We start from the raw sequence: 22,297 nt of genomic DNA on the forward strand, positions 1-22,297 counted from the left end.
TGCCACTGCCGCGCGGCTCGACCTGACAGCCAGTCAGGCGCTTCGCCACGCGGCAGTGGCAGCGCCCTTCCTGATTGTCATGCCGCCTACGTGTAATAGATCAGAGGGTCCTTAATGGCTGGCGCCGGACCCTCATACCCCCATTCCCAAGGAAAACCATGGCCAAGATCCTGATCAGCGGCGGCGAGCCGCTCCATGGCGAGGTCGGCATTTCCGGCGCCAAGAACGCTGTGCTGCCGATTCTCGCTTCCTGTCTGCTGGCCGACGAGCCGGTGGCGATCAGCAATGTGCCGCACCTGCACGACGTCACCACCTTCATCGAGTTGCTCGGTCGGATGGGCGTGCAGCTGGTGCTGGACGACCGCATGAAGATGCACGTCGATCCTCGCTCGATCGAGCATTGCGTGGCGCCCTACGACCTGGTGCGTACCATGCGCGCGTCGATTCTGGTGCTGGGGCCGTTGGTGGCGCGCTTCGGCCATGCCGAGGTCTCGCTGCCCGGCGGCTGCGCGATCGGTTCGCGTCCGGTCGACCAGCACATCCGCGGCCTGCAGGCGCTGGGTGCCGAGGTGAGCGTGGAGAACGGCTACATCAAGGCCAAGGCCAATCGTCTGAAGGGCGCGCGCATCGTGATGGACATGGTCACCGTCACTGGTACCGAGAACATCATGATGGCGGCAGTCCTGGCCCAGGGCACCAGCATCATCGAGAACGCCGCACAGGAGCCCGAGGTGGTCGACCTGGCCAACTGCCTGATCGCCATGGGTGCGCAGATCGAAGGCGCTGGCACCTCCACCATGATTATTCAGGGCGTCGAGCGTCTGCACGGCGCCGAGTACGAAGTACTGCCGGACCGCATCGAAACGGGCACCTTCCTGGTCGGTGCGGCGATGACTGGCGGCAAGGTGCGAGCTCGCAACGCGCGCGCCAATACGCTCGATTCCGTGCTGGCCAAGCTGGAAGAGGCTGGCGCACACATCTCCACCGGTCCGGACTGGATTGAGCTGGACATGCAGGGCCGGCGGCCGAAGGCGGTCAATATCACCACCGCGCCGTATCCGGCGTTCCCCACTGACATGCAGGCGCAGTTCACCGCGCTGAACTGCGTGGCCGAGGGCGTGGGCATCATCACTGAGACGGTGTTCGAGAACCGCTTCATGCACGCGCATGAGCTGCAGCGCCTGGGGGCGGATATCCGCCTTGAAGGCAACACCGCCATCATCCAGGGCGTGGCGAAGATGAGCGGTGCGCCGATCATGGCCACCGACCTGCGCGCTTCCGCGTGCCTGGTGCTGGCCGGCCTGGTGGCGGAAGGCGACACCACCGTTGACCGCGTGTATCACATCGATCGCGGCTACGAGAACATCGAAGAGAAGTTGGGCGTGCTCGGCGCGAAGATCCGCCGTCTGCCGTCGTAAGCAGCGAGGCGGTAAGAAGTAAGTCGACGCTTCGCGTCTCGAGTAAGGCCGCGGGCGTGCGGCCTTACTTCTTTACAGCCTGTGCGGTAGGCAACTTACCAGCCCGCAAAGCGGGCGCTCACTGGCCCTTGTAGCTCACCAGCTGCAGAGTGAGATTGCCGCCCTCGCTCTGCGCCAGTTTCACTGGCACCGGATATTTCTGCGGGACATACCAGGCGCTGAAAGCCTTGTCGGAATGGCTGCGCTCCACGCGTTGTGCTTTGAAGCTGCCCGCCGGTACTTGCACGTTGTCGCTGCCGGCCACCTTGAACTCCTGATTTTCCACATTGCGCCTCACCGCCACCGGCAGGGTGACGGCCTGCTTGCCGCCGCGCAACGCGAGGCCGATGGCGTAGGGAGTGGTATTGCGATCGACCAGGCCCGGTGTGGCGGCATAGGTATCCGCGCCCTTGCCCTCATCGACCGAGACCTGGTTGGTCGACCAGTTCACTTCGGTATGCCGCTGCTTCACTTTGAAGGCGTTCACGCGGGAATCGTAGGCGACGGTTTCCGGCGCGTTGTTGTTCCAGCGAAAGCGAGTGGTCTCGCTGGAGTTGGCTCCGAGGGCGGCGGCCAGCCCGGAGGTGCCGTGGGTCTGGTTGCTGTATTCCCATTGCCCGCTGCCTGCCGGCTTGAGGCTGACCACGGCTTCGCCAATGACTTGTCCGCCTTGCAGCACTTGATAGGTCGCAGTGAACGGCGAGGGCGTCGCGGCGAAGACTGCGGTGGTGGAAACGGCCAGTGCGAGACCGGCGATGAACTTGCGCGCGGGAGTGAAGGTAGCCATGGCGCCGCAGTCTACGCGACGCGGCTGAACGCGGAGAAGGCACATGGATGTGCCTGGCTTTGAGGAGCGAGGAACGCGGAGAAGGCACATGCATGTGCCTGGCTTTGAGGAGCGAGGAACGCGGAGAGGGCACATGGATGTGCCCGGCTTTGAGGAGCGAGGAACACCTCGTTGAAGGTATTCGATCAGCGCGTCAACGTATGGCCGCTGAGGCGTAGCGGCGCGGCCAGGCGTTGGCCGTCCAGCTCGACGCCATCCGGCGCGGCCAAGGCTAGTCGACCTGCAGCAATCAGCCGGGTAACGGCCGGGAGCAGGCGATGCTCCTGTACCAGCAGGCGCTGGGCGAGGCTGTGCTCATCGTCGCCGGCAAGCACGTCGATGCGTGCTTGCGCGATCACTGGTCCACCGTCCAGTTCCGCGGTGACGTAGTGGACGCTGACGCCATGTTCGCTGTCACCCGCTTCCAGGGCGCGCCGATGGGTGTGCAGACCGCGATACTTCGGCAGCAGGGAGGGATGGATGTTGATCATCCGCCCGACCCAGGGCTTCAGTGCATCCCCATCGATGATGCGCATGAAGCCGGCGAGTACCAGCAGGTCGGCGCCGCTGGCATTGAGGCGGGCGAATAGTTCGAAGTCGTAGTCGCGACGGGTGGGGAAGTCACGCGGATTCAACACGAAGCTGGGAATGCCCGCTCTTTTGGCCAGCTCAAGCGCACCAGCGCTGGCCTTGTCGCTGCCTACGGCCACGAACTCCACTGGCAGCTCGCCCGCATCGCGCGCAGCGATCAGCGCTTGCAGATTGCTGCCGCGTCCGGAGGCGAGTACGGCGATGCGTAGAGGTGAGGGCATGCTGTGTAGCGGGTCGTCTTCTGTGCCGTCATCCCGGCGCAGGCCGGGATCCAGTGCCGTGGTGCGGGTTTCGCGAATGAATGATGCGGGTGGCTGAGGCGCTTGAAGCGCCTCAATCGATATGCACGCGCTCTTCGCCCTTGGCTGGAACCACTTCGCCGATCACCGAGCTGGCCAGGCCATGCTTTGCCAGCAGCGCAGAGGCTGCCGGCGCCGCGTCGCGCGACAGGATCACGGTGAAGCCCACGCCGCAGTTGAAGGTGCGCCACATTTCTTCGCGTGCCACATTGCCTTCGCGCATCAGCCACTCGAACACCGGCGGCAGCACGATGGCCGAGGCGTCGAGCGTGATACCGAGCGAGTCGGGCACCACGCGGATGATGTTTTCCTTCAGGCCACCACCGGTGATGTGAGCCATGCCATGTACCGGTGCGGACTTCAGCAGTTCCAACATCGGCTTCACGTAGATGGTGGTCGGCGCCATCAGCGCATCGGCCAGCGTCACGCCACCAAGATCGAGATCCAGCGGACGGCCGGCGCGATCCAGAATCTTGCGGATCAGCGAATAGCCGTTGGAATGCGGGCCGGACGAGGCCACGCCGAGAATCACGTCGCCCGCCACGATGGCGTCGCCGCTGAGCAGCTGCGACTTCTCGACCGCGCCGACAGTAAAGCCGGCCAGGTCGTATTCGCCCGGCGGATACATATCGGGCATTTCCGCCGTCTCGCCGCCGATCAGCGCGCAGCCAGCCAGTTCGCAGCCCTTGGCGATGCCGCCGACGACGGCGACCGTGGTGTCAACGTCCAACTTGCCGGTGGCGAAGTAGTCGAGGAAGAACAGCGGCTCGGCGCCTTGCACCAGCACGTCGTTGACGCACATGCCGACCAGGTCGATGCCGATGGTGTCGTGCCGGCCCAGCTGCTGAGCGAGCTTGAGCTTGGTGCCCACGCCGTCGGTACCGGAAACCAGCACCGGCTCCTTATAGCGACCGGACAGATCGAACAGGCCGCCGAAACCGCCCAGGCCGCCCATCACTTCCGGGCGGAAGGTGCGCTTGACCAGGGGCTTGATGCGTTCGACCACGGCATTGCCCGCGTCGATATCGACACCGGCTGCGCGGTAGGTGAGAGCGTCGGACATGGCGGAAACCGGCGTGGAGAAACGCGTAATGATAGACGCTAGGGGACGGATTGGGCAGACTTCGGCCAGTTTTCCCTTGATGCCTCCGAGCTTATGCGCCTGTCACGCCTGCTGATCGTCGGCTTTCTGTTGGCTCTCTTGCTCCCTGGTGCGCATGCCCAGGGCCAGGTTTCGCCCTACACGGTGATCGTGCCGGTGAACGATACCAGCGAGGCACAGCGCGACGAGGCGTTCGGCGTGGCGCTCAGCCAGGTGCTGGCCCGCACCGCCGGTGGCCAAGACCTGCGTAGCAAGCCTGGCTACGCCGACGCCCTGAAAGGCGCGCCGGGCATCGTGCAGCAGTACCAATACCAGCGCGGCACGGCCGGAACTGGCCTGAGCCTGCAGGTCACTTTCGATCAGGGTGCGGTGCAACGCATGATTGCCCAGATGGGCGTGGCCGGCACGACCGGCAAGCCGCCCGTGCTGCTGTTGGTGCGCGACGAGGATGGCAGCGTGCTGACCAAGGATGCGCTGGAGCCCCTTGCCCAAGCCATGGTGGCGCGCGGCTACAACGTGGTGCTGGCCGATCCGGGCAAGGCCACGGAGGCACCCACGGTGGCTTCGGCCGACCTCGAGCAGATCTTCAATCTGGCGCGCCAGTACAAGACCGGCCTGGTTCTGCTTGGCCAGCTGCATGGCGACGGTGCGGATTGGAATCTGGTCTCCGGCGGTCCGCAGCAACGCTGGAGTGGTGTGGGTACCAGCAGCGCGACCCTGTTCGCCGATGCCGGCAATGCGCTGGCCGATCGCCTTGGCAAGCAGCTCAACGTGATCGGCTCAGGCAATATCGACGGCAAGCTATGGGTGAGCGGTGTGAATTCCGCCATGGATTACGCCAACCTGCTGGCCACCTTGCGTGCCGATCCCATGGTTCGTCAGGTGGTGACGTTGAGCGCGCAGGGTGATGGCATGTTGCTCGGCATGAAGACCGGCCTGCCATTGAACGCGCTGGCCAACAATCTCGCCGCGGGTGGCCGTCTGCTGGCAGGTGACGCCCACGCGGGTGCCGACGCCAGTCTGCGCTGGGTGCATTGAGGCCGGGCGCAGACACCCGGAGCCCGCGGTGATGCCTGCCACGCCACGCTCTCCCTGGCGTCACCTGCCCAACGCCATCTCGCTGTTGCGGATGGTGCTGGCGCTACCGATCGGTTGGGCCATCCTTGCTATGCAACCGCGCATGGCCTTGGGGTTGATCGCGGTAGCCGGCATTTCCGATGGACTAGATGGTTTTATCGCGCGTCGCTACCACTGGCAGAGCCGGCTGGGCGGCATCCTGGATGCGTTGGCGGATAAATTGCTGCTGGTCGCCTGCTTTCTGCTGTTGGCTTGGGTCGGTATGGCGCCGTGGTGGCTGGCGCTGTTGGTATGTGGGCGCGATGTGGTGATCGTGGCCGGCGCGCTGGCGTGGCGGCTGTTCATCGGTCCGATCCGTCCGGAGCCGAGCTCGCTTTCGAAGGCCTGCACCTTGCTGCAGATCGTGTATCTGCTGGCGGTGCTGGTCGCCGCCAGTGGCTGGCCATCGCCGCCGCTCGCGCCGCTGGCGATGCTTGCTGCGGTGCTGTGCATCGCCAGCGGTCTGGACTACGTGCTGCGTTGGTCGCGGCGGGCTTGGGTGACATGGCACGCGCGCGACCCGGATAGCCCGCGCTGACAGCGCCCCCCTGCATGGGTCACACTTGCATGTGGCCCAGCCCGCCCCGGCAGCTGCCCCTGGCCCCGCCCCGACGAGCCGTGACGATGACTCAAGATTCCTCCCGCCGCTGGCAGATGCTCGCGATCACCGCAGGCATCCTCTACGTGCTCTGGCTGCTGGCGCCGGTGCTGATGCCCTTCGCATTCGCCGCGACGATGGCCTACCTGGGCGACCCGCTCGCCGATCGCCTCGAGCGCATCGGTATGGGCCGCACGCTGGCGGTGAGCGTGGTGTTCATCGTGCTGGTGCTGGTCACGGTGGGCGCGCTGCTGCTGCTGATTCCGCTGATCTCGCGTCAGGTCGACAACCTGGTGCAGAGCTTGCCGCACTACGTGGACTGGGTGCGCAACATTGCCTTGCCTTGGCTGGAGGCCAAGCTGCGCCTGGATCCCTCCGCTTTCGATACCGACCGTTTGATGGCCGACATCAAAGACCACATCGGCTCGATCGGTAGCGTGGCCTCGTCGGTGCTGGGCAAGCTCACCCGTTCCAGCATCGGCGTGGTGATGTGGATGACCAACCTGGTGTTGATCCCCGTGGTGGCGTTCTACCTGCTGCGCGACTGGGACCGATTGGTGGCGTGGATCGACGACATGCTGCCGCGCTCGATCGAGCCGACCATTGCCCACCTTGCACACGAATCGGACCTTGTGCTCGGCGCTTTCGTGCGCGGTCAGCTGCTGGTAATGCTGGCGCTGGGCATTTTCTACGGTGCCTGCCTGACCTTCGTCGGCCTGTCGGTGGGACCGTTGATCGGCATGGTCGCTGGGCTGCTCAGTTTCGTGCCGTACCTGGGTTTCATCGTCGGCTTCGGTTCGGCCATCATCGCCGCGCTGGTGCAGTACGGCGACTGGAGTCATCTATTGATGGTGGTGGGCGTGTTCACCATTGGCCAGCTGCTGGAAGGCTACGTGCTGGTGCCGCGCCTGGTGGGCGAGAAGATCGGCCTGCACCCGGTGGCGGTGATCTTCGCCGTGCTGGCCGGGGGGTACTTGTTCGGTTTTCTGGGCGTTCTGCTGGCGCTGCCGGCCGCATCGGTGATCCTGGTGGTGCTGCGCTATCTGACGCAGCGCTATCGCCATAGCCGGTTGTACATGGAAGAGGGCAGGCAGGATCCGGTGATCGCCGATGCATACGTCACAGTCGCTACGGATGAGGGCACAGTCGAGGCGAATGGGGCGATGAATCGTCCGACGGACAAGGGCGACAAGCATCAGTCATGATTCCTCAGCTTCCTCTCGCGCTGCGCTGGCCGCGCCGCCAGCGCTTTGAACATTTCCACGCCGGCGCCAACGCGGCGACGGTAGCCGCCGTACAACGGCTGGCGACCACGCCCGGGACTGCCTGGCTTTATCTCAGTGGCCCGGCCGGCAGCGGTAAGAGCCACCTTTTGATGGCGGCCTGCCAGGCGGCCAGCGAAGCCGGGCGCACCGTGCAATACCTGCCGTTAGCCAGCATCGCCAACCGGGCTGCTGCCATCCGCGGTGTGGCTGGCAGCGAGTTTCTCGCGCTGGATGATCTCGGTGCCATCGCGGGCGACCGCGAAGCGGAGCACGCGCTGTTCGATGTGTACAACCAGGCCAGGGCCGAAGGTTCGGCTTTGCTGTTCGCCGCGGAAGCGACGCCCCTTCAACTAGGTTTGGTTTTGCCCGATCTGCGCTCGCGCTTGGGCGCGTGCCAGCAGGCCGTGCTGAAGCCACTGGATGACGCCGAGCGGCGGGATGTGTTGAAAGGCCAGGCCACGGCGCGCGGCATCGAACTGGACGACACCGTGCTCGACTGGCTGTTCGCTCGCTATGCGCGCGATCTGGGCGCGCTGCTCCATCTGCTCGACAAACTCGATCTGGCCTCGCTGGCTGCGCAACGCAGGATCACGGTGCCGTTTCTGCGCGGATTTCTACGCGATGCGGGCGAAACGCCGCCGGTTTGACGATTCCGTGCGATCGTCGTTCTGAAACGAAGAAGGCGCCCAAGGGCGCCTTCTCTATATCCCGCGATGGGGGCTGACTCAGGCCTTCAACAGCGCTGGTGTGGCCTGCGCACCGATGGCGTCCACCATCGCCTGCGCCACGTTCAGATTGCCGGCGACGATGTTGCCGCTGGCCGGGATGCCGTCGCGGCCGGCGAAGTCGCAATAGCGTCCGCCCGCCTCGCGCACCAGCAACACACCGGCAGCCATGTCCCACGGCTTCAGGCCGATCTCGAAGTAGCCGTCGTAGCGCGCGGCGGCCACATAGGCCAGGTCCAGTGCGGCCGAGCCGGAGCGGCGAATGTCCTCAGCCTGGCCGAGCAGGGCGCGGGTCATGTTGAGCTGCGATTCGAGATGACCGCGCTGGCGGTAAGGGAAGCCGGTGGCGATGATCGCGCCGCCGAGGTTCTCGCGTTTGCCGACGCGGAGGCGGCGGTCGTTGAGATAGGCGCCGTCACCCTTGCTCGCGGTGAACAGCTCGTCGCGCAGCGGATCGAACACCACGGCGTACACCGGCTCACCCTTGTCGAGCAAGGCGATGGACACGGAGAAGTGCGGGATGCCGCGCAGGTAATTGTGCGTGCCGTCGAGCGGATCGATCACCCACTGCAGCGGGCCCTTGCCGATGGCGCCGCTTTCCTCAGCGAGGATGGCGTGGGTCGGGTAGGCGCGGCGAAGCTCCTTGATGATCTCGGCTTCGGCCAGCTTGTCGACTTCGGAGGCGAAATCCATGCGTTGTTTTTCGACGACGTTGAGTCCGTCGATGCGGTTCATATAGCGCAGGATGATGTTTCCTGCGGCGCGCGCGGCGCGCACCGCGACGTTGACGGCGGGTCTTGGCATGGCTTCGGCTTTAGAAAAGAACGGGATGCGGCGCGGGATTCTAGCAGAGGGCGGCCGCAGGACGAAGCCAGCGCCTGGCGAGTCCACTATCCTTGCCGGCCAAACCCTGTCGGATCCGTCGCATGACCACCGCTGAAGACCTAGCCTCCCGCATTCGCTATGTCCTGGTGCGCACCTCGCACCCGGGCAACATCGGTAGCGCGGCGCGGGCCATGCGGACCATGGGTTTCACGCGGATGGACCTGGTGGCGCCGCACCGTTTCCCCGATCGCGAGGCCTCGGCCCTGGCGGCCGGCGCCGACGACGTGCTGGAAAGCGCGGGCGTGCATGAGGGGCTGATCGATGGCCTGGCCGGCTGCAGCCTGGCGTTGGGCTTGTCGGCTCGCCGTCGCGGAGTGGACCTGCCGGAGATCTCCCCGCGCGAAGCCGCCAGTCGCGCACTGGCCGCCGCCGCGCGTGGCGAGCAGGTGGCACTGGTGTTCGGCAACGAGCGCACGGGTCTGGAGAACGAGGAGCTGGCGCGCTGTCACGCCATGGTTCGTATCCCCAGCGTGGACGATTTCAGCTCATTGAATCTGTCCCAGGCCGTGCAGGTGATGGCCTACGAGTTGCGTGTGGCCTTGCTCGGTGGCGAGACGCCGGAACCGCCGGTACGTGCCGATGTGGAGCCGCCGGCCGATGCCGCGCAGATGGAGCGTTTCTACGAACACCTGGCCCAGACGTTGGATGACATCGACTTCCACAAAGGCCGCGCGCCGACCACGATCATGTTGCGCCTACGCAAGCTGTTTCAGCGTGCGCAGATGGATGAGCGCGAACTGCGCATGCTGCACGGGATTCTGGCGGACGCGCAGCGGATGGCGATGTTGGCGCGGCGGGATTAGTTGTTGCGCCAGGGATGGGCGGTGTCGCAAGGGCTTACCCCCTCCCAGCCTCCCCCTGCAAGCAAGGGGAGGAGCCAAAGCTTGCGATACCCTGCTCCCTCCCTCCCTTGCTTGCGACGCGAAGCTAGTCCCGTGGGACAGGGGAGGGCTGGGGAGGGGTAACGCTCTTGCGATAACCCTTCAACTATTCACTGCTCGTCGTCAGCCAGATCAATCCGTCGCGCCGGTGTAATCAGCAGCTTGTCGATGCGCGCCCCATCGAGATCCACCACTTCGAAACGGATGCCTTGCCAGGCGAACACTTCGCCGGTCTGAGGGATGTGGCCGAGCGCGGCCATCACCATGCCGGCGGCGGTGCGGTATTCGTGTTCCTGTTCGCCCGGCAGATGGTCCACATGCAGCAGTTCGCGCAAGTCGTCGGTCGAGATCGAGCCGTCGACCAGCCAGCTACCATCCTCGCGCGCCACGATCGGCGACGTTTCCTCTCGCCCTTGCCCCAGCTGCGTGGCGCCAATCACGGCAGCGAGCAGGTCGTTGATGGTGACCAGGCCTTCGATGTCGCCGTATTCATTCACCACCAGGGCCATCTGCGTTTCGGCGTCGCGGAATTCTTCCAGCAGGTCCAGCGCCCGCGCCGCGGCTGGCACGAACAGCGGCTTGGCCATGCGGCCGAACAGATCTGGCGAGCCGCGCCTGAAATTGCGCAGCAGGTTCTTTACCTCCACCACGCCGGCTACGTCGCTTTCGTCGCCGCGGTATACCGGATAGCGCGAATAGGGCGTGTCGCGCAGGATTTCGTCGTTATCTTCCTGCGTGGCGGACATGTCCAGCCACGCAATGCGTGTGCGCGGCGTCATCACGCTGTCCACGGTGCGGTCACCCAGGCGCAGTACACGATTGACCATGTTGCGCTCGTCGGCATCCAGCAGGCCCTGTTCGGCGCTTTCGGCCACCAGCAGGCGGATTTCTTCCTCGGTCACGGTGCTGCTGCCGCGTTTTCTCACACGCAACAGGCGCAGCAACAGGTCACTGGAGAGGTTGAGCAGCCACACAAAGGGAGCGGTGATGCGCGATAGCACCAGCATGGGCATGGCGACATAGCCGGCCAAGCGCTCCGGTGCCGACAAGGCCAGCCGCTTCGGCACCAGTTCGCCGATCACGATCTGTACGAAGGAAATCAACGCGAAACCGAGCACGAAGCCAAGTAGCTTGGCGTAGGGTTCCAGCCAAGCGGCGCGTTCACCGTGAATGACCTCGGCGAAATGGTCGCCCAGGGCGTCGCCGGCCAAGGAGCCGGTGATCAGGATCACCAGGGTCATGCCCACTTGTACGGTGGACAGGAAATGTTCGGGGGCTTCAGCGTGTCGCAGCGCAACACGGGCGCTGCGGCTGGTCTTGGCCATCTGCTTGAGGCGGCTCTTGCGCGAGGCCACCAGCGCCATCTCCGAGAGCGCAAAGAAGCCGTTGAACAGGGCGAGCACGAAGACAATCGCGATCTCAGTCAGCATCCGTGTCTCAGGGGGCAAAGGAGGGGCATAGCGCCCAGTGTAAGGCCTGAAGGTCTGTTCGATGGCCTCGGAAGAGACTGGAATCGCTACGTGGACGCGGCGCGGCCAGCCATCGATGACTTTGAGGTTTTCTGGGGGGGGCTCCCTGGTCAACGTGGCTTGGTGCGGTGCGGTGGGGTGGGGCGCTCCTGTAACATAGCCGTCATTTGGCTCATTCCCCCAGGCACTCTCCGCATGTTTTCACTGCAAACGATCTTCGGCAAAGGCGACAAGTTCTATGGCCTGCTTGAGCAAAGCGCTGAGGCCGCGAAGGAAAGTGCACGGGCACTGCATGAGCTGCTCACCCACACCGATCATGCCCCAGTGATGGCGGCGTTCGCCTCGGCGCGCGCGAGAGAGAAGGCGCTGGCGGGACAGATCAGCGAGGAGCTGGTGAACACGTTTGTCACCGCGCTGGACCGCGAGGACATCGAAGCGCTGAATTCAGCGCTGTACAAAATCCCCAAGACCATCGAGAAGTTCGCCGAGCGCTACGAGATCGTCGCTTCGCGTGTCAGCGACATCGACTTCGCCCAGCGCGCGCTGGTGCTGGAGCGCGCCACCGCGGTGGTGTCGGAGATGATCGGCGAGTTGCGCCTCGGTTTGCGCATCGATCCGGTGAAAAAGCTGCAGGACCGTTTGCAGACGCTGGAATCCGAAGGCGACCGCATGCTGCTGTCGCCGTACCGCACGCTGTATGTGGAAGGCAACGACGCCATGCGCGCGATGCTGGCGAAGGATCTGTTCGAGCTGCTCGAAAAAGCCATCGACAAATGCCGCGACGTCGGCAACATCGTTTATTCCATCGTGCTGAAAAACTCCTGAGGTCGCCGCGATGAGCATGGTTGTCGCGGTGGTGCTGATCGCACTCGTCTTCACCTATATCAATGGTTTCCACGACACCGCCAACTCCATCGCCACGGTGGTGGCGACCAAGGTGCTCACACCCAGCCAGGCGGTGCTGCTGGCGGCGGTGACCAACCTGATCGGCGCGCTGTGGGGCACGGCGGTGGCCAAGACGATCGCCGCCGGCCTGCTCGACACCCATGTGGTCGCCGCCGGTCCGCAGCTGCTGATCTGCGCTCTGGGCGCAGCCACGGTGTGGAATCTCATCACCTGGTGGCTGGGCCTGCCGTCCAGTTCCAGTCACGCCCTGGTCGGTGCACTGGTGGGTGCGGCCATCGCCGCTTCGGGCGACAACTTCCACTCGATCATCTGGATGCAGGGTGGCGATCATTGGTGGCTAGGCAAGGGTGTGATACCGAAAGTGATCGTGCCGATGGTGGTGTCGCCACTGCTCGGCTTCGTGATGGGCTTTCTGCTGATGGGCGCGCTATACGCGCTGCTCAGCTGGTTCTCCCATCGCGAAGGCTTCCTGCGCCGGTTCGGGCGCACGCCGTTCGTCAACAGCTTCTTCGGCAAGGCTCAGATCGCATCGGCCAGCGCCATGGGCCTGGCCCATGGCATGAACGACGCGCAGAAGAGCATGGGCATCATCGCGCTGGCGCTCGCTGGTGCGACGGCGGCCGGTCAGTTCGACCAACTGCCGGATTGGTTGGGCTTTCTGCGCATCGCGGGATCGAGCGATGGCGGTTTCAACGTGCCTGCCTGGGTGGCGGTCGTGTGTGCGTTGACCATGGCGGCCGGTACGGCCGGCGGTGGCTGGCGCATCATCAAGACGCTGGGCCACAAGATGGTCAAGCTGCATCCGATCAACGGTTTTGCTGCCGAAGGCAGTTCGGCGGCGGTGATCCTCGCCGCCTCGGCGTTCGGCGTGCCGGTGTCCACCACACACAACGTGTCCGCCTCGATCATGGGCGTAGGTGCGGCCAAGCGCTGGAACGCCATCCGCTGGTCGGTGGTGGAGCGCATGGTGTGGGCATGGATTCTGACCCTGCCGGTCACCGCGCTACTGGCCTACGGTGCGGTGCGCCTGGCTGCGCAGTGGTTCTGACGCCAGCGATAGGTTGGGGCGGTCACCCCGTCCCACGCATCTGAGAGACCCACGCATCTGAGAGACAGCGTTCTCAGAGGTCGTCGCCACCCGCGGCGACGACGCGTTCCAGCTGATCGCCCAGGGTGCCCAGTTCATTGATCAGCCGCCTGAGTTCGGCGGTATTGAGCAGTTCGTAAGGGCGGTTCTCGCAGAGATGCAGATAGGGCGAGCCGTCCAGATCGGCCACTGCCAGGAAGCCGGTGCGCTGCTCCCAGTTGAAACGCAGGCAGCGGCGTGCATCCGAGCCGGCCAACGGGCCGATAGGCGTGGAGATGCGCAGATAGCGCCCCCCCGTTTCGTCCTCCAGCTCGGTCAGGTAGATACCCTGGTGGCGTCCGTGCGGCAGCTGCAGATCGAAGCTGATCAGATAAGGGTCGTTGTGACGCAGCTCGTGCATGCTGCCGATGTGGGAACGCACGGCTTCGAAGTGACGCATGATGCGACTCCCATAATTATGAGCGCGCCCCATAGTCCGCACTCCCGCGCGAGGACAGGCTCCAAGGTCGATCCTTCGCTACTCTGCCACGACTTTGTGTCAACGTCTCGCCATGAACGAAGCCCAAGCCCGTATTTACGCCGCTATCGCGGCCATTCCGCCCGGCCGGGTCGCCAGCTATGGAGCAATCGCCGCCCGCGCCGGCCTTCCGGGGCGGGCACGGCTGGTCGGGCGCCTGTTGGGCGAAGTGCCCGACGGCATGGAGCTACCCTGGTTTCGGGTGTTGCGGGCCAGCGGGGAGGTTGCCCTGCCGGCCGGGAGTCGGGGCTTTCGCGAGCAATGCCGGCTGCTACGGGCCGAAGGCGTGGAGGTGAAGAACGGCCGGGTGCCGCTCTCCCGCTTTGGGCTGGACGCGGATGTCGATCGGGCGCTGTGGGGTATGCCGGGATCTTGAGTTTGCTGCCCCTTTCCCCTCTGGGGTGAGGGGCGGGTGCTCGCGACATCCTCTCCAACGCACATCTATCGGAGACAAGACGTACCCGATGGATCGCACTTCACCTGCAGGTAAGTCGATGCGCATTTGCTAGCATTCCGCAGATGCCTTCCACGCCCCTCGACATTCTCAACAGCATCTTCGGTTACACCAGTTTCCGCGGCCCGCAGCAAGCCATCGTCGAGCACGTGACGGAGGGTGGCGACGCGCTGGTGTTGATGCCGACCGGCGGCGGCAAATCGCTATGCTTCCAGATTCCCGCACTGCTGCGGCAGGGCACGGGCATCGTGGTGTCGCCGTTGATTGCGTTGATGCAGGATCAGGTCGACGCGTTGCGCGAAGCCGGCGTGGCGGCGGCCTACCTCAATTCCAGCCTGAGTGCGGAAGCCCAGCGCAACGTCGAGCGCCAATTGCTGGCCGGCGAACTGAATATGCTCTATGTGGCGCCCGAACGATTGCTCACTGCGCGCTTCCTGAGCCTGCTGGAGCAGACCGAGGTCGCGTTGTTCGCCATCGACGAAGCGCACTGCGTATCGCAATGGGGACACGACTTCCGTCCGGAATATCGCGAACTGGCCGTGCTGCACCAGCGCTTTTCGCAAGTGCCGCGCATTGCGCTCACGGCCACGGCCGATCCACGCACGCGCGAGGAGATCGTCGAGCGGCTTGCGCTGCAGGACGCGCGCCAGTTCGTGTCGAGCTTCGACCGCCCCAACATCCGCTACCGCGTCGGCTTGCGCCACAACGCGCGGCGGCAATTGATGGATTTTCTCGAAGGGCATCGCGGCGACGCGGGTATCGTGTATTGCCTGAGTCGCAAAAAAGTGGACGAGACAGCGGCGGCGCTGGCGGAGGCGGGCATGGAAGCGCTGCCCTATCACGCCGGGCTGGATGCGGCGACGCGCGCAGCCAACCAGCAACGCTTCCTGCGCGAAGACGGCGTGGTGATGGTGGCCACGGTGGCGTTCGGCATGGGCATCGACAAGCCCGATGTGCGCTTCGTGGCGCACCTGGACTTGCCGCGCAGCATGGAAGGCTATTACCAGGAAACCGGTCGTGGTGGCCGCGACGGCCTGCCGGCCGAGGCGTGGATGATCTACGGCCTGTCCGACGTGGTGACCATGAGCCAGATGATCGCCCAGTCCGAATCGGCCGATGAGCGCAAGCGCATCGAGCGGCAGAAACTGGAGCTATTGCTGGCTTATGCCGAGGCCACGCGCTGCCGGCGCGAGCTGCTGCTTGCGGCGTTCGGCGAGAACTACCACGGCCCTTGCGGCCACTGCGACAACTGCGTGGAGCCGCCCAAGACCTGGGACGCCACCGTGCCAGCGCAGAAGGCCTTGTCGGCGGTTTATCGCAGCGGCCAGCGTTTCGGCTCGGGCCATGTGATCGACATCCTGCGTGGCATCGACAGCGAGCGCATGACGCAGCTGGGGCATGATCGCCTCACCACCTTCGGCATCGGCGCCGACATGGACGACAAACAGTGGCGCTCGGTGTTCCGCCAGCTGCTGGCGGCCGGCCTGCTGGAAGCAGATGCCGAGGGCTTTGGCACATTGCGTCTCACCAAGGCCAGCCGTGATGTGCTGGTTGGCAACCAGCCGGTACGCCTTCGCGAAGACGTGCGTCCGGAGCGTCGCTCGCGCCGCCGTCGCGACAGCCAGATAGTGACCGGCAGCAGCCTTGGCATCGAGGCATACGAACAGCCGCTGTGGGACGCTTTGCGTGCACTGCGCTCGCAACTGGCCAAGCAGCACGGCGTGCCGGCCTATGTGATTTTCCACGACGCCACCTTGTTGGCGATGCTGCGTGCCCTGCCATCCAATGAAGATGAGCTGGCCTCCGTCAGCGGCGTGGGCGAGGCCAAGCTGAAGCGTTACGGGCGCGATTTCCTCGCCGTGATTAACGCGCAGGAATGAGCTTGGCGTCGGGCGCACGCTTGTGCTGATCGCCCGATGCACTTACAACGAGAGTTAGGGATGCCCTGATCTATTCAACGTAGGCATCCCTCGTGTAGCGCGTGACCAGCGTCGGATGACGGCGGTTTGCGTTCTCCCTATGCGTCGATCTAGGCGCACGGACTTCCTCTCAGCCGTTCAAGGACCGTTGCCATGCATGACGCCCCGCTTATCGCAACTGTAGTCGGCGGCATCGTGCTCGCCTTCGTGTTTGCGGCCATGGCGCATCGGCTGAAGCTGCCGATCCTGGCGGGCTATCTGCTTGCTGGCGTGGTCGCCGGGCCGTTCACGCCCGGCTTCGTGGCAGACGGACCACTGGCGCATCAGCTGGCCGAGCTTGGCGTGGTGTTGCTGATGTTTGGGGTGGGCCTGCATTTCTCGCTGAAGGATCTGCTGTCAGTGAAGGCCGTCGCGATCCCTGGCGCGCTTGGGCAGATGGCGGTGGCGACCCTGCTTGGCATGTTGCTGGCGTGGATGCTGGGCTGGCCGTTTGCGCAAGGCTTCGTGTTTGGCCTGGCCTTGTCGGTGGCCAGCACGGTGGTGCTGTTGCGCGCGCTGGACGAACGCCGCTTGATGGATACTGAACGCGGCCGCGTCGCTGTGGGCTGGTTGATTGTCGAGGACCTGGCCATGGTGTTGGCGCTGGTGTTGCTGCCGGCCATCGGTGCTTCCACCGCCGGTGATAGCGGCGCAGCGCTGTCGTTCGGCCAGATCGCCAGCACGGTGGGTTTGACCTTGGGCAAGGTGATGCTGTTCATCGCCCTGATGCTGGTGGTCGGCAAGCGGCTGATTCCCTGGATATTGAAGAACGTCGCGCATTCCGGTTCGCGCGAGTTGTTTCGCCTGGCCGTGCTCGCCATCGCGCTGGGTGTGGCTTTTGGAGCGGCTGGATTGTTCGGAGTGTCGTTCGAGTTGGGCGCCTTCTTCGCCGGCATGATGATGGGCGAATCCAAGTTGGCGCATGACGCCGCGGAAGAAACGCTACCGCTGCGGGATGCATTCGCGGTGTTGTTCTTTGTTTCCATCGGCATGTTGCTCAACTACCACATCTTGATCACCCATCCGCTGGTGGTGCTGGCGGCGTTGCTGATTATCCTGGTGGGCAAGTCGTTGGCAGCGCTGGGCATCGTGCGTGCCTTCGGTCATCCCATGCGCACCGCCGTGACCATCGCGGTCAGCCTGGCGCAGATCGGCGAGTTCTCCTTCATTCTGATTGGCGCCGGCGTGGCGCAGAATCTGGTGTCCCAGGAGGCGCAGGATGTTCTGCTTGCCGCGGCGATACTTTCCATCTTGATCAACCCCTTTCTGTTCAAGCTGCTCGACCGCGCCAAGCCCTGGCTGGATGCTTACGATGCGAGGCGCCAGCCCGCTGCTGAAGGCATGGCCGTGGGTGCTGCTCCCGTGGCGATGGGCGATCTGATCTCAGACGATGTGATCTGGCCGGTCAGCGGCTTGCGTGATCACGTGGTGGTTGCCGGTTACGGCCGTCTGGGCCAGCTTCTGGGTGAGGCCGTGCACGCGCGAGGCGACGCGTTGTTGGTGCTGGAGGAAGAAAAGGATCACGTCGAAGCTCTGCGACAGAACGGTATCGAAACCATCGTCGGCAATGCCTCGAGCGACGAGGTGCTGGCGGCGGCGAATCTTCCGCAGGCGCGCGTGCTGATGGTGACGGTGCCCCAGGCTTTTGAGAGCGGCGAAGTGGTGCGCGCGGCGCGGTTGTTGAATCCGAACCTCCGGATCATCGCTCGCGCCGATTCGGAAGAATGCCGCGAACACTTGCAACAACAAGGTGCGGATCTGGTGGTGCTTGGCGAGCGCGAATTGGCGCGCGCGATGGTCGATGGCTTGCGCCCCATCAGTGGCGACAGCCCTGCCTGAAAAGATCAGCCAGCCAGGCGCCAGCGGGTCGCCGGCTCGCCCGACACCCGGGAGTGGGCCAGCGCCAGTTCCGGCACATAACGCCAATCAGCGATTCGCGCTGGCAGTCGCGCATGCGGCCAGTTGAGACGCAGCGCTTCCAGCGCGGATTCGGCGCTGTCATGTCGATCGACTTCCTGCATGTCGAGCATGCTGCGCCAGCGACGACCATGGCGAACGATGCGGAACATGCCTATCTTGGCGGAGTAAACGTATTGGGCGAGCACGGCGGGGAACTTCAGGGGACGGTACCCGGAAAGCATGCGATCGGCAGATGACCGGATCGTGATCGGCTTGAGACGAGTTTGTGGCGGCGGGCTCGATCCAGGCGAGCATCCCCTGTTAGAGCCTGTGGTCAGCGATGCGACTGGTCGGGAAAGCTCCCTCGTGCGGCGGCATCCTTGAGCGTGTCAGGCAGGCGCCAGTGCAGCAGTTCGCCACCGCTCAGCGCCCACAGGTCGGCGCCGTTCCATGAGAACGCCAGCGCATGCAGTTCGCCGCGCTCCGGTGCGCTGAGCCGTACCGGCGTTTGCGCTTTGGCGATATCCCACAGCACGACCTTGGGGCCGCGCGGTTTGATGCCGTTGGAGCCGATGGCCAGCAGGCGTCCGTTGGCGGAACGTGCGGCGGCTTGCAGCGTGTCGGCGCGGCCGAGCAGGGCGGACAGGCGCACACGGCCGTCTTTCAGGTCGACCACGTGCATACCGACGAAACGGTCGCTGCGGTTTGTGGCGCCGTCGAGCTTGGGCGGCATGCTGCCGTCGTCGGTCAGCATGAGCACGAAGCCGCTGGCGATCCAGCCGGCCTCCGGCGAACCCAGCGGCGTGGGCACCCAAGCCGCCGCGCCGCCTGCGTCGTTGCGGTCGGGCGTGCCGAAGCGCTGGGGCAGGGGCAGGGCACGCAGTACGTGGCCGTTGGCAGCATCCAGTTCGGCGATGCCGGGCTGGTCTTCGGTCCAGAAGGTCTTGGAGCCACGCCAACGTACGGGCCAGATATCGGTATTCCCCTTCATCCGCACATTCATCATGGACTGGCGAGCGGACGAGACCGCCAGCTGGAACGACCAGGTGCCGCCGGCAGCGGGCGGCGGCGTGGCCGGTCGCATCACGATCAGTCGTTCGCCGCCGAGCTTGCTGGCGTCCGCTTTGTCGCGATCGAACAGTGGCGCGGAGCGATGATCGAAGATCACGGGCAGCTGATCGTCAGCCAGTTCCCAACGCCAGTTGTTGATACGGTTGTCAGTGTCGGGCAGGCCCAGGGTGTAGCTGGCGAGCTGGCGCGTCGCCACGTCGTAAGCGTGCATCTGCGTTGCATCGTCACGCGTGGTATTGCTGGCGAACCACACGGTGTGCCCATCCGCACTGAGCGCAAGCTGGCGGGCGCTTTGGTCGCCGCGCCAAACGCTTTCCACTTTCCACTCGCCGTTGGCGTCACGCAGGCGCAACACCCGCTGTGACCAGCCGCTGGTGTCCAAGATTTCAGCGCTCAGCATCAGATCGCCATCGGGCAGGGCGAGCAGGTCCTGCGGATGGCGCAGGTCGCGTCCGGCACCGATGAGGGTATCCCAGCGGATCGGCTGCGCCTCCAGCGTTGGCTGGTCGCTGCTTGGCGCGGCCAGCGTGAATGCCGGCACCAGTGCGGTCAGGTCGGCCGGTATCGCCCAGGCCATTGGCGTAGGCGCGATGCTCATAGCATGCCCATCGGCCGCTTCGACGAGAGCGTTGCGCACGGCTTCGAACACCGGTGCGGGCACCACGCTATCGCCCAAGGTAGGTGACCGGCTGCCGCTCAGCACATTGAAGTCGCGCCAGCTCGCCAGTACTCCGTACTTTGGGTTGGGATAGCTGTCTTCGCGGCTGATGTGCACACTGGTCGCCGGGTATCCGAAGGCGGCCGAGACATCGAAAACGCGAACGGATAGCTTGCTGCTTCGTTTACCCGTCAGCCCGTAGCTGCGCTCCTGTTCCGCGTAGTAACTCGGATAAGCGACACGGAACGCATCCATGGTGGTGGGATGCTGTGGTACCGAAGTAACCCCGGCACGTGCTCGGGCGAGCCGTCGCTCCATCTCGTCGGAGGTGAGTGCGCCTTCCTTCACCGCCAGTTGTAGACGGGGTTTCTCGAAGCGAGTGGCTAGAGCATCGCGAAGATCGGGCCGGCGCGACAGCAGCACCTGGGCCCAGTCATTGTCCAGGTAGGAAGTTTCAGTGTTGGAGGTGAATGCGCCAAGCGTAGCCAGCGCTTTTTGCACGGCCGGCTGGATTCTGTCGTACGGCGCCTCGACGAGCAGATCCACATCCGTGGCGACTTTCTCGCTGTCCTTGGTGCTCCACACCAGGATCGGCTCCTTGGCCTTGGCAGCCGGCCCGAGGTCTCTGAGGAACAAGTCGGCGGATTCAATCTTCCAACTCAATCCTTCGACGGCGGTGCTCTGTGCATGGGCGGTGTGGCCGAAGCCGAGGCTCGTGATGACCATGAGACCGGTGGCGATCCTCGCAAGATGTGCATTCATAGCGGCTTCCATTCGATGACGATGTCCTGATGCGAAGCGGCCCGCGCGAGGCGGGCCGTTCGCGAAGGGGCAGGACAACCCGCTTCTTACTTGCGCTCGGAGGCACTCGCATCGCGAGCCGCGCGGAACTCCGAATCCTTGCTCCAGTTCGGCCAGGTGTTTGAATTGGCCAGATCGCTGCCCAACGTGTAGAGGATCTGCAGGTCGCGCGCCATACCGGTGAACGGCCAGCTTGCCTCCCACTCGTCCGACGGCTGGTGGTAATGCTTGTCGGTGTACTCGTCCTCGGCCGCCTTGCCGGCCGCGAGGCCGCCATCCACCCAATCGTTGCCGGAATCGAAGGAGATCGCCGGCACACCGCGCTTGGCGAAGGAGAAGTGATCGGAGCGGAAGAAGTGGCCCGCTTCCGGCTTCGGATCCGGCGAGTAGACGAGATCCCACTTCTTCGCGGTGGCGATCAGTTCGTCGAGCAGGTCGAGCTTGGCGCTGCCGGAGATGGTGAAGTTGCGCGCCGGGCCGTGCGGATCGAGCGCATCCAGGTTGATCACGCCCACGGTCTTGCCCAGCGGGTACAGCGGGTTGGCGGCGTAATACTCCGAGCCCAGCAGACCTTTTTCCTCGGCCGTCACATTGAGGAACACGATGGAGCGCTCCGACTTCGGTGCCTTCTTGAACGCGCGTGCCAGTTCTATCAGCGCAGCGGTGCCGGTGCCGTTGTCCACGGCGCCGTTGTAAATGCGGTCGCCCTTCGCGTCCGGTGCGCCAACGCCGAGGTGATCCCAATGGGCGCTGTAGATCACCGTCTCGTCAGGACGCTTGCTGCCTTCGATGCGACCGACGACGTTGTGCGAGGTGATGACCTTGCTGTCCACCTTGTAGTTGGCGGAAAAAGTTTCGCCCTTCAGTACCACCGGCTTGAACTCGCGCGTCTGCGCCTGCTTCTTCAGCGCCTCGAAATCCAGGCCGGCGTGCTTGAACAGGTCGACGGCGACATCGCGCTGAATCCACGCCTCCACCTGCGGATGCACCGCCGAAGGCTTGTCGCGCACGATGTCGAACATCGCATTGGTGTTGGAGTTCTTCACCGTCGCCCAGCCATAAGAAGCCGGCTCGGTCTCGTGCACGATCAGCACGCCGGCGGCACCCTGGCGTGCGGCTTCCTCGTACTTGTAGGTCCAGCGGCCGTAGTAGGTCATGGCCTTGCCGCCGAAGTCGCCTACGCCGGTCTCGAAGTCCGGGTCGTTGATCAGCACCACAGCGATCTTGCCGTGCAGATCCACGCCCTTGAAGTCGTCCCAGTTACGCTCCGGCGCCTTCACGCCGTAGCCCACGAACACCAGCGGCGCATCGGTGATCGACACGGCCTTGGAGCCGTCCATTGCGGCGCGTACGGCGATCTGCTCGCCCTGGGTCAGCACCTGTGCCTTGCCGTCCACCTTCAGAGACAGCGATGGAGTGCCGGTGATCTCGGCACGCTGCAGCGGCACCGCCTGCGTCCAGGTGCGCTTGCCGTTCTTCAAGTCGCCGCCCGGCTGCAGGCCGGCGGCTTTGTACTGGGCAATCAGGTAATCGATGGTCTTGGTCTCGCCGGCCGTCGCCGGGCCGCGACCCTCGAAGGCATCCGAGGAAAGCGTCTTCACATCGGTGGAAAGGCGGTGTGTGTCGAAGCTGGGCGCATCCACCGCCATCACGGCAGCAGAGATGGACAGGGCGAGCACGGAGAGGGCAAGTCGTTTCACTGGCGGTTACCTGTGGGGGAGTCCGCCGCCGA

20 protein-coding genes are annotated in these 22,297 nt (G+C 64.7%); 11 read left to right on the forward strand and 9 right to left on the reverse strand.

Annotated features, from left to right (window positions below; translation table 11 throughout):
• Positions 1-158: 158 nt before the first annotated feature.
• Positions 159-1,418, forward strand: coding sequence for a UDP-N-acetylglucosamine 1-carboxyvinyltransferase (gene murA / locus OUZ45_RS16430; RefSeq protein ID WP_266171238.1), 1,260 nt, complete (start codon positions 159-161; stop codon positions 1,416-1,418).
• A 118-nt stretch (positions 1,419-1,536) separates the two neighbouring features.
• On the opposite strand, the gene OUZ45_RS16435 is transcribed toward murA, so the two are convergent.
• The 3 genes from OUZ45_RS16435 to purM form a co-directional block, all read right to left on the reverse strand.
• The gene (locus OUZ45_RS16435) at positions 1,537-2,244 is read right to left on the reverse strand and encodes a DUF3108 domain-containing protein (protein ID WP_266171239.1); all 708 of its coding nucleotides are present in this window, start codon (positions 2,242-2,244) and stop codon (positions 1,537-1,539) included.
• A gap of 185 nt (positions 2,245-2,429) precedes the next feature.
• Entirely contained in the window at positions 2,430-3,095 is a 666-nt protein-coding gene (gene purN, locus OUZ45_RS16440; RefSeq protein WP_266171240.1) for a phosphoribosylglycinamide formyltransferase, read from the reverse strand.
• 112 nt (positions 3,096-3,207) lie between these two features.
• Positions 3,208-4,236 (reverse strand): phosphoribosylformylglycinamidine cyclo-ligase, encoded by a 1,029-nt coding sequence (purM, locus tag OUZ45_RS16445; protein ID WP_266171241.1) that lies wholly within the window; start codon positions 4,234-4,236, stop codon positions 3,208-3,210.
• 93 nt (positions 4,237-4,329) lie between these two features.
• Between purM and OUZ45_RS16450 the strand changes: the two genes are divergently transcribed.
• The 4 genes from OUZ45_RS16450 to hda all read left to right on the forward strand — a co-directional run bounded on the left by OUZ45_RS16450 (position 4,330) and on the right by hda (position 7,901).
• Positions 4,330-5,313, forward strand: a complete 984-nt coding sequence (locus OUZ45_RS16450; protein WP_266171242.1) for a DUF2066 domain-containing protein — start codon at positions 4,330-4,332, stop codon at positions 5,311-5,313.
• 31 nt (positions 5,314-5,344) lie between these two features.
• Positions 5,345-5,929, forward strand: a complete 585-nt coding sequence (locus OUZ45_RS16455; protein ID WP_266171243.1) for a CDP-alcohol phosphatidyltransferase family protein — start codon at positions 5,345-5,347, stop codon at positions 5,927-5,929.
• A gap of 86 nt (positions 5,930-6,015) precedes the next feature.
• Positions 6,016-7,194: an AI-2E family transporter gene (locus OUZ45_RS16460; protein WP_266171244.1), complete on the forward strand. Its 1,179-nt coding sequence runs from the start codon at positions 6,016-6,018 to the stop codon at positions 7,192-7,194.
• Positions 7,191-7,901 (forward strand): DnaA regulatory inactivator Hda, encoded by a 711-nt coding sequence (gene hda, locus OUZ45_RS16465; protein WP_266171245.1) that lies wholly within the window; start codon positions 7,191-7,193, stop codon positions 7,899-7,901. The genes OUZ45_RS16460 and hda overlap by 4 nt, the downstream gene beginning before the upstream one ends.
• 78 nt (positions 7,902-7,979) lie before the next feature.
• On the opposite strand, the gene OUZ45_RS16470 is transcribed toward hda, so the two are convergent.
• Entirely contained in the window at positions 7,980-8,783 is an 804-nt protein-coding gene (locus OUZ45_RS16470) for an inositol monophosphatase family protein (RefSeq protein ID WP_266171246.1), read from the reverse strand.
• A gap of 122 nt (positions 8,784-8,905) precedes the next feature.
• Between OUZ45_RS16470 and OUZ45_RS16475 the strand changes: the two genes are divergently transcribed.
• Positions 8,906-9,667: an RNA methyltransferase gene (locus OUZ45_RS16475; protein WP_266171247.1), complete on the forward strand. Its 762-nt coding sequence runs from the start codon at positions 8,906-8,908 to the stop codon at positions 9,665-9,667.
• 188 nt (positions 9,668-9,855) lie between these two features.
• Here the strand turns inward: OUZ45_RS16475 and OUZ45_RS16480 are convergent, their stop codons facing one another.
• Entirely contained in the window at positions 9,856-11,175 is a 1,320-nt protein-coding gene (locus tag OUZ45_RS16480) for a hemolysin family protein (protein WP_266171248.1), read from the reverse strand.
• Positions 11,176-11,409: 234 nt separating this feature from the next.
• Between OUZ45_RS16480 and OUZ45_RS16485 the strand changes: the two genes are divergently transcribed.
• Both OUZ45_RS16485 and OUZ45_RS16490 read left to right on the forward strand, forming a co-directional pair.
• Positions 11,410-12,039: a DUF47 domain-containing protein gene (locus OUZ45_RS16485; RefSeq protein ID WP_266171249.1), complete on the forward strand. Its 630-nt coding sequence runs from the start codon at positions 11,410-11,412 to the stop codon at positions 12,037-12,039.
• A gap of 10 nt (positions 12,040-12,049) precedes the next feature.
• The gene (locus OUZ45_RS16490) at positions 12,050-13,168 is read left to right on the forward strand and encodes an inorganic phosphate transporter (protein WP_266171250.1); all 1,119 of its coding nucleotides are present in this window, start codon (positions 12,050-12,052) and stop codon (positions 13,166-13,168) included.
• A gap of 73 nt (positions 13,169-13,241) precedes the next feature.
• On the opposite strand, the gene OUZ45_RS16495 is transcribed toward OUZ45_RS16490, so the two are convergent.
• A complete protein-coding gene (locus OUZ45_RS16495) occupies positions 13,242-13,646 on the reverse strand; it encodes a hypothetical protein (RefSeq protein WP_266171251.1) in 405 nt (134 codons plus the stop codon).
• A 112-nt stretch (positions 13,647-13,758) separates the two neighbouring features.
• Here OUZ45_RS16495 and OUZ45_RS16500 point away from each other — a divergent pair, with 112 nt between their 5' ends.
• The 3 genes from OUZ45_RS16500 to OUZ45_RS16510 all read left to right on the forward strand — a co-directional run bounded on the left by OUZ45_RS16500 (position 13,759) and on the right by OUZ45_RS16510 (position 17,975).
• A complete protein-coding gene (locus OUZ45_RS16500) occupies positions 13,759-14,100 on the forward strand; it encodes an MGMT family protein (protein WP_266171252.1) in 342 nt (113 codons plus the stop codon).
• Between the two features lie 143 nt (positions 14,101-14,243).
• Positions 14,244-16,058: a DNA helicase RecQ gene (recQ, locus tag OUZ45_RS16505; protein WP_266171253.1), complete on the forward strand. Its 1,815-nt coding sequence runs from the start codon at positions 14,244-14,246 to the stop codon at positions 16,056-16,058.
• Between the two features lie 192 nt (positions 16,059-16,250).
• Positions 16,251-17,975: a cation:proton antiporter domain-containing protein gene (locus OUZ45_RS16510; RefSeq protein ID WP_266171254.1), complete on the forward strand. Its 1,725-nt coding sequence runs from the start codon at positions 16,251-16,253 to the stop codon at positions 17,973-17,975.
• Positions 17,976-17,980: 5 nt separating this feature from the next.
• Here OUZ45_RS16510 and OUZ45_RS16515 read toward each other — a convergent pair whose 3' ends face one another.
• The 3 genes from OUZ45_RS16515 to OUZ45_RS16525 form a co-directional block, all read right to left on the reverse strand.
• Entirely contained in the window at positions 17,981-18,241 is a 261-nt protein-coding gene (locus OUZ45_RS16515) for a hypothetical protein (protein ID WP_266171255.1), read from the reverse strand.
• A 128-nt stretch (positions 18,242-18,369) separates the two neighbouring features.
• Complete coding sequence (locus tag OUZ45_RS16520) at positions 18,370-20,526, reverse strand: WD40 repeat domain-containing protein (protein WP_266171256.1); 2,157 nt, start codon at positions 20,524-20,526, stop codon at positions 18,370-18,372.
• Between the two features lie 86 nt (positions 20,527-20,612).
• The gene (locus OUZ45_RS16525; RefSeq protein WP_266171257.1) at positions 20,613-22,265 is read right to left on the reverse strand and encodes a M28 family metallopeptidase; all 1,653 of its coding nucleotides are present in this window, start codon (positions 22,263-22,265) and stop codon (positions 20,613-20,615) included.
• Positions 22,266-22,297: the final 32 nt, after the last annotated feature.

It is taken from the genome of Dyella subtropica, from assembly GCF_026283965.1.
GTDB classification, from domain to species: domain Bacteria; phylum Pseudomonadota; class Gammaproteobacteria; order Xanthomonadales; family Rhodanobacteraceae; genus Dyella_D; species Dyella_D subtropica.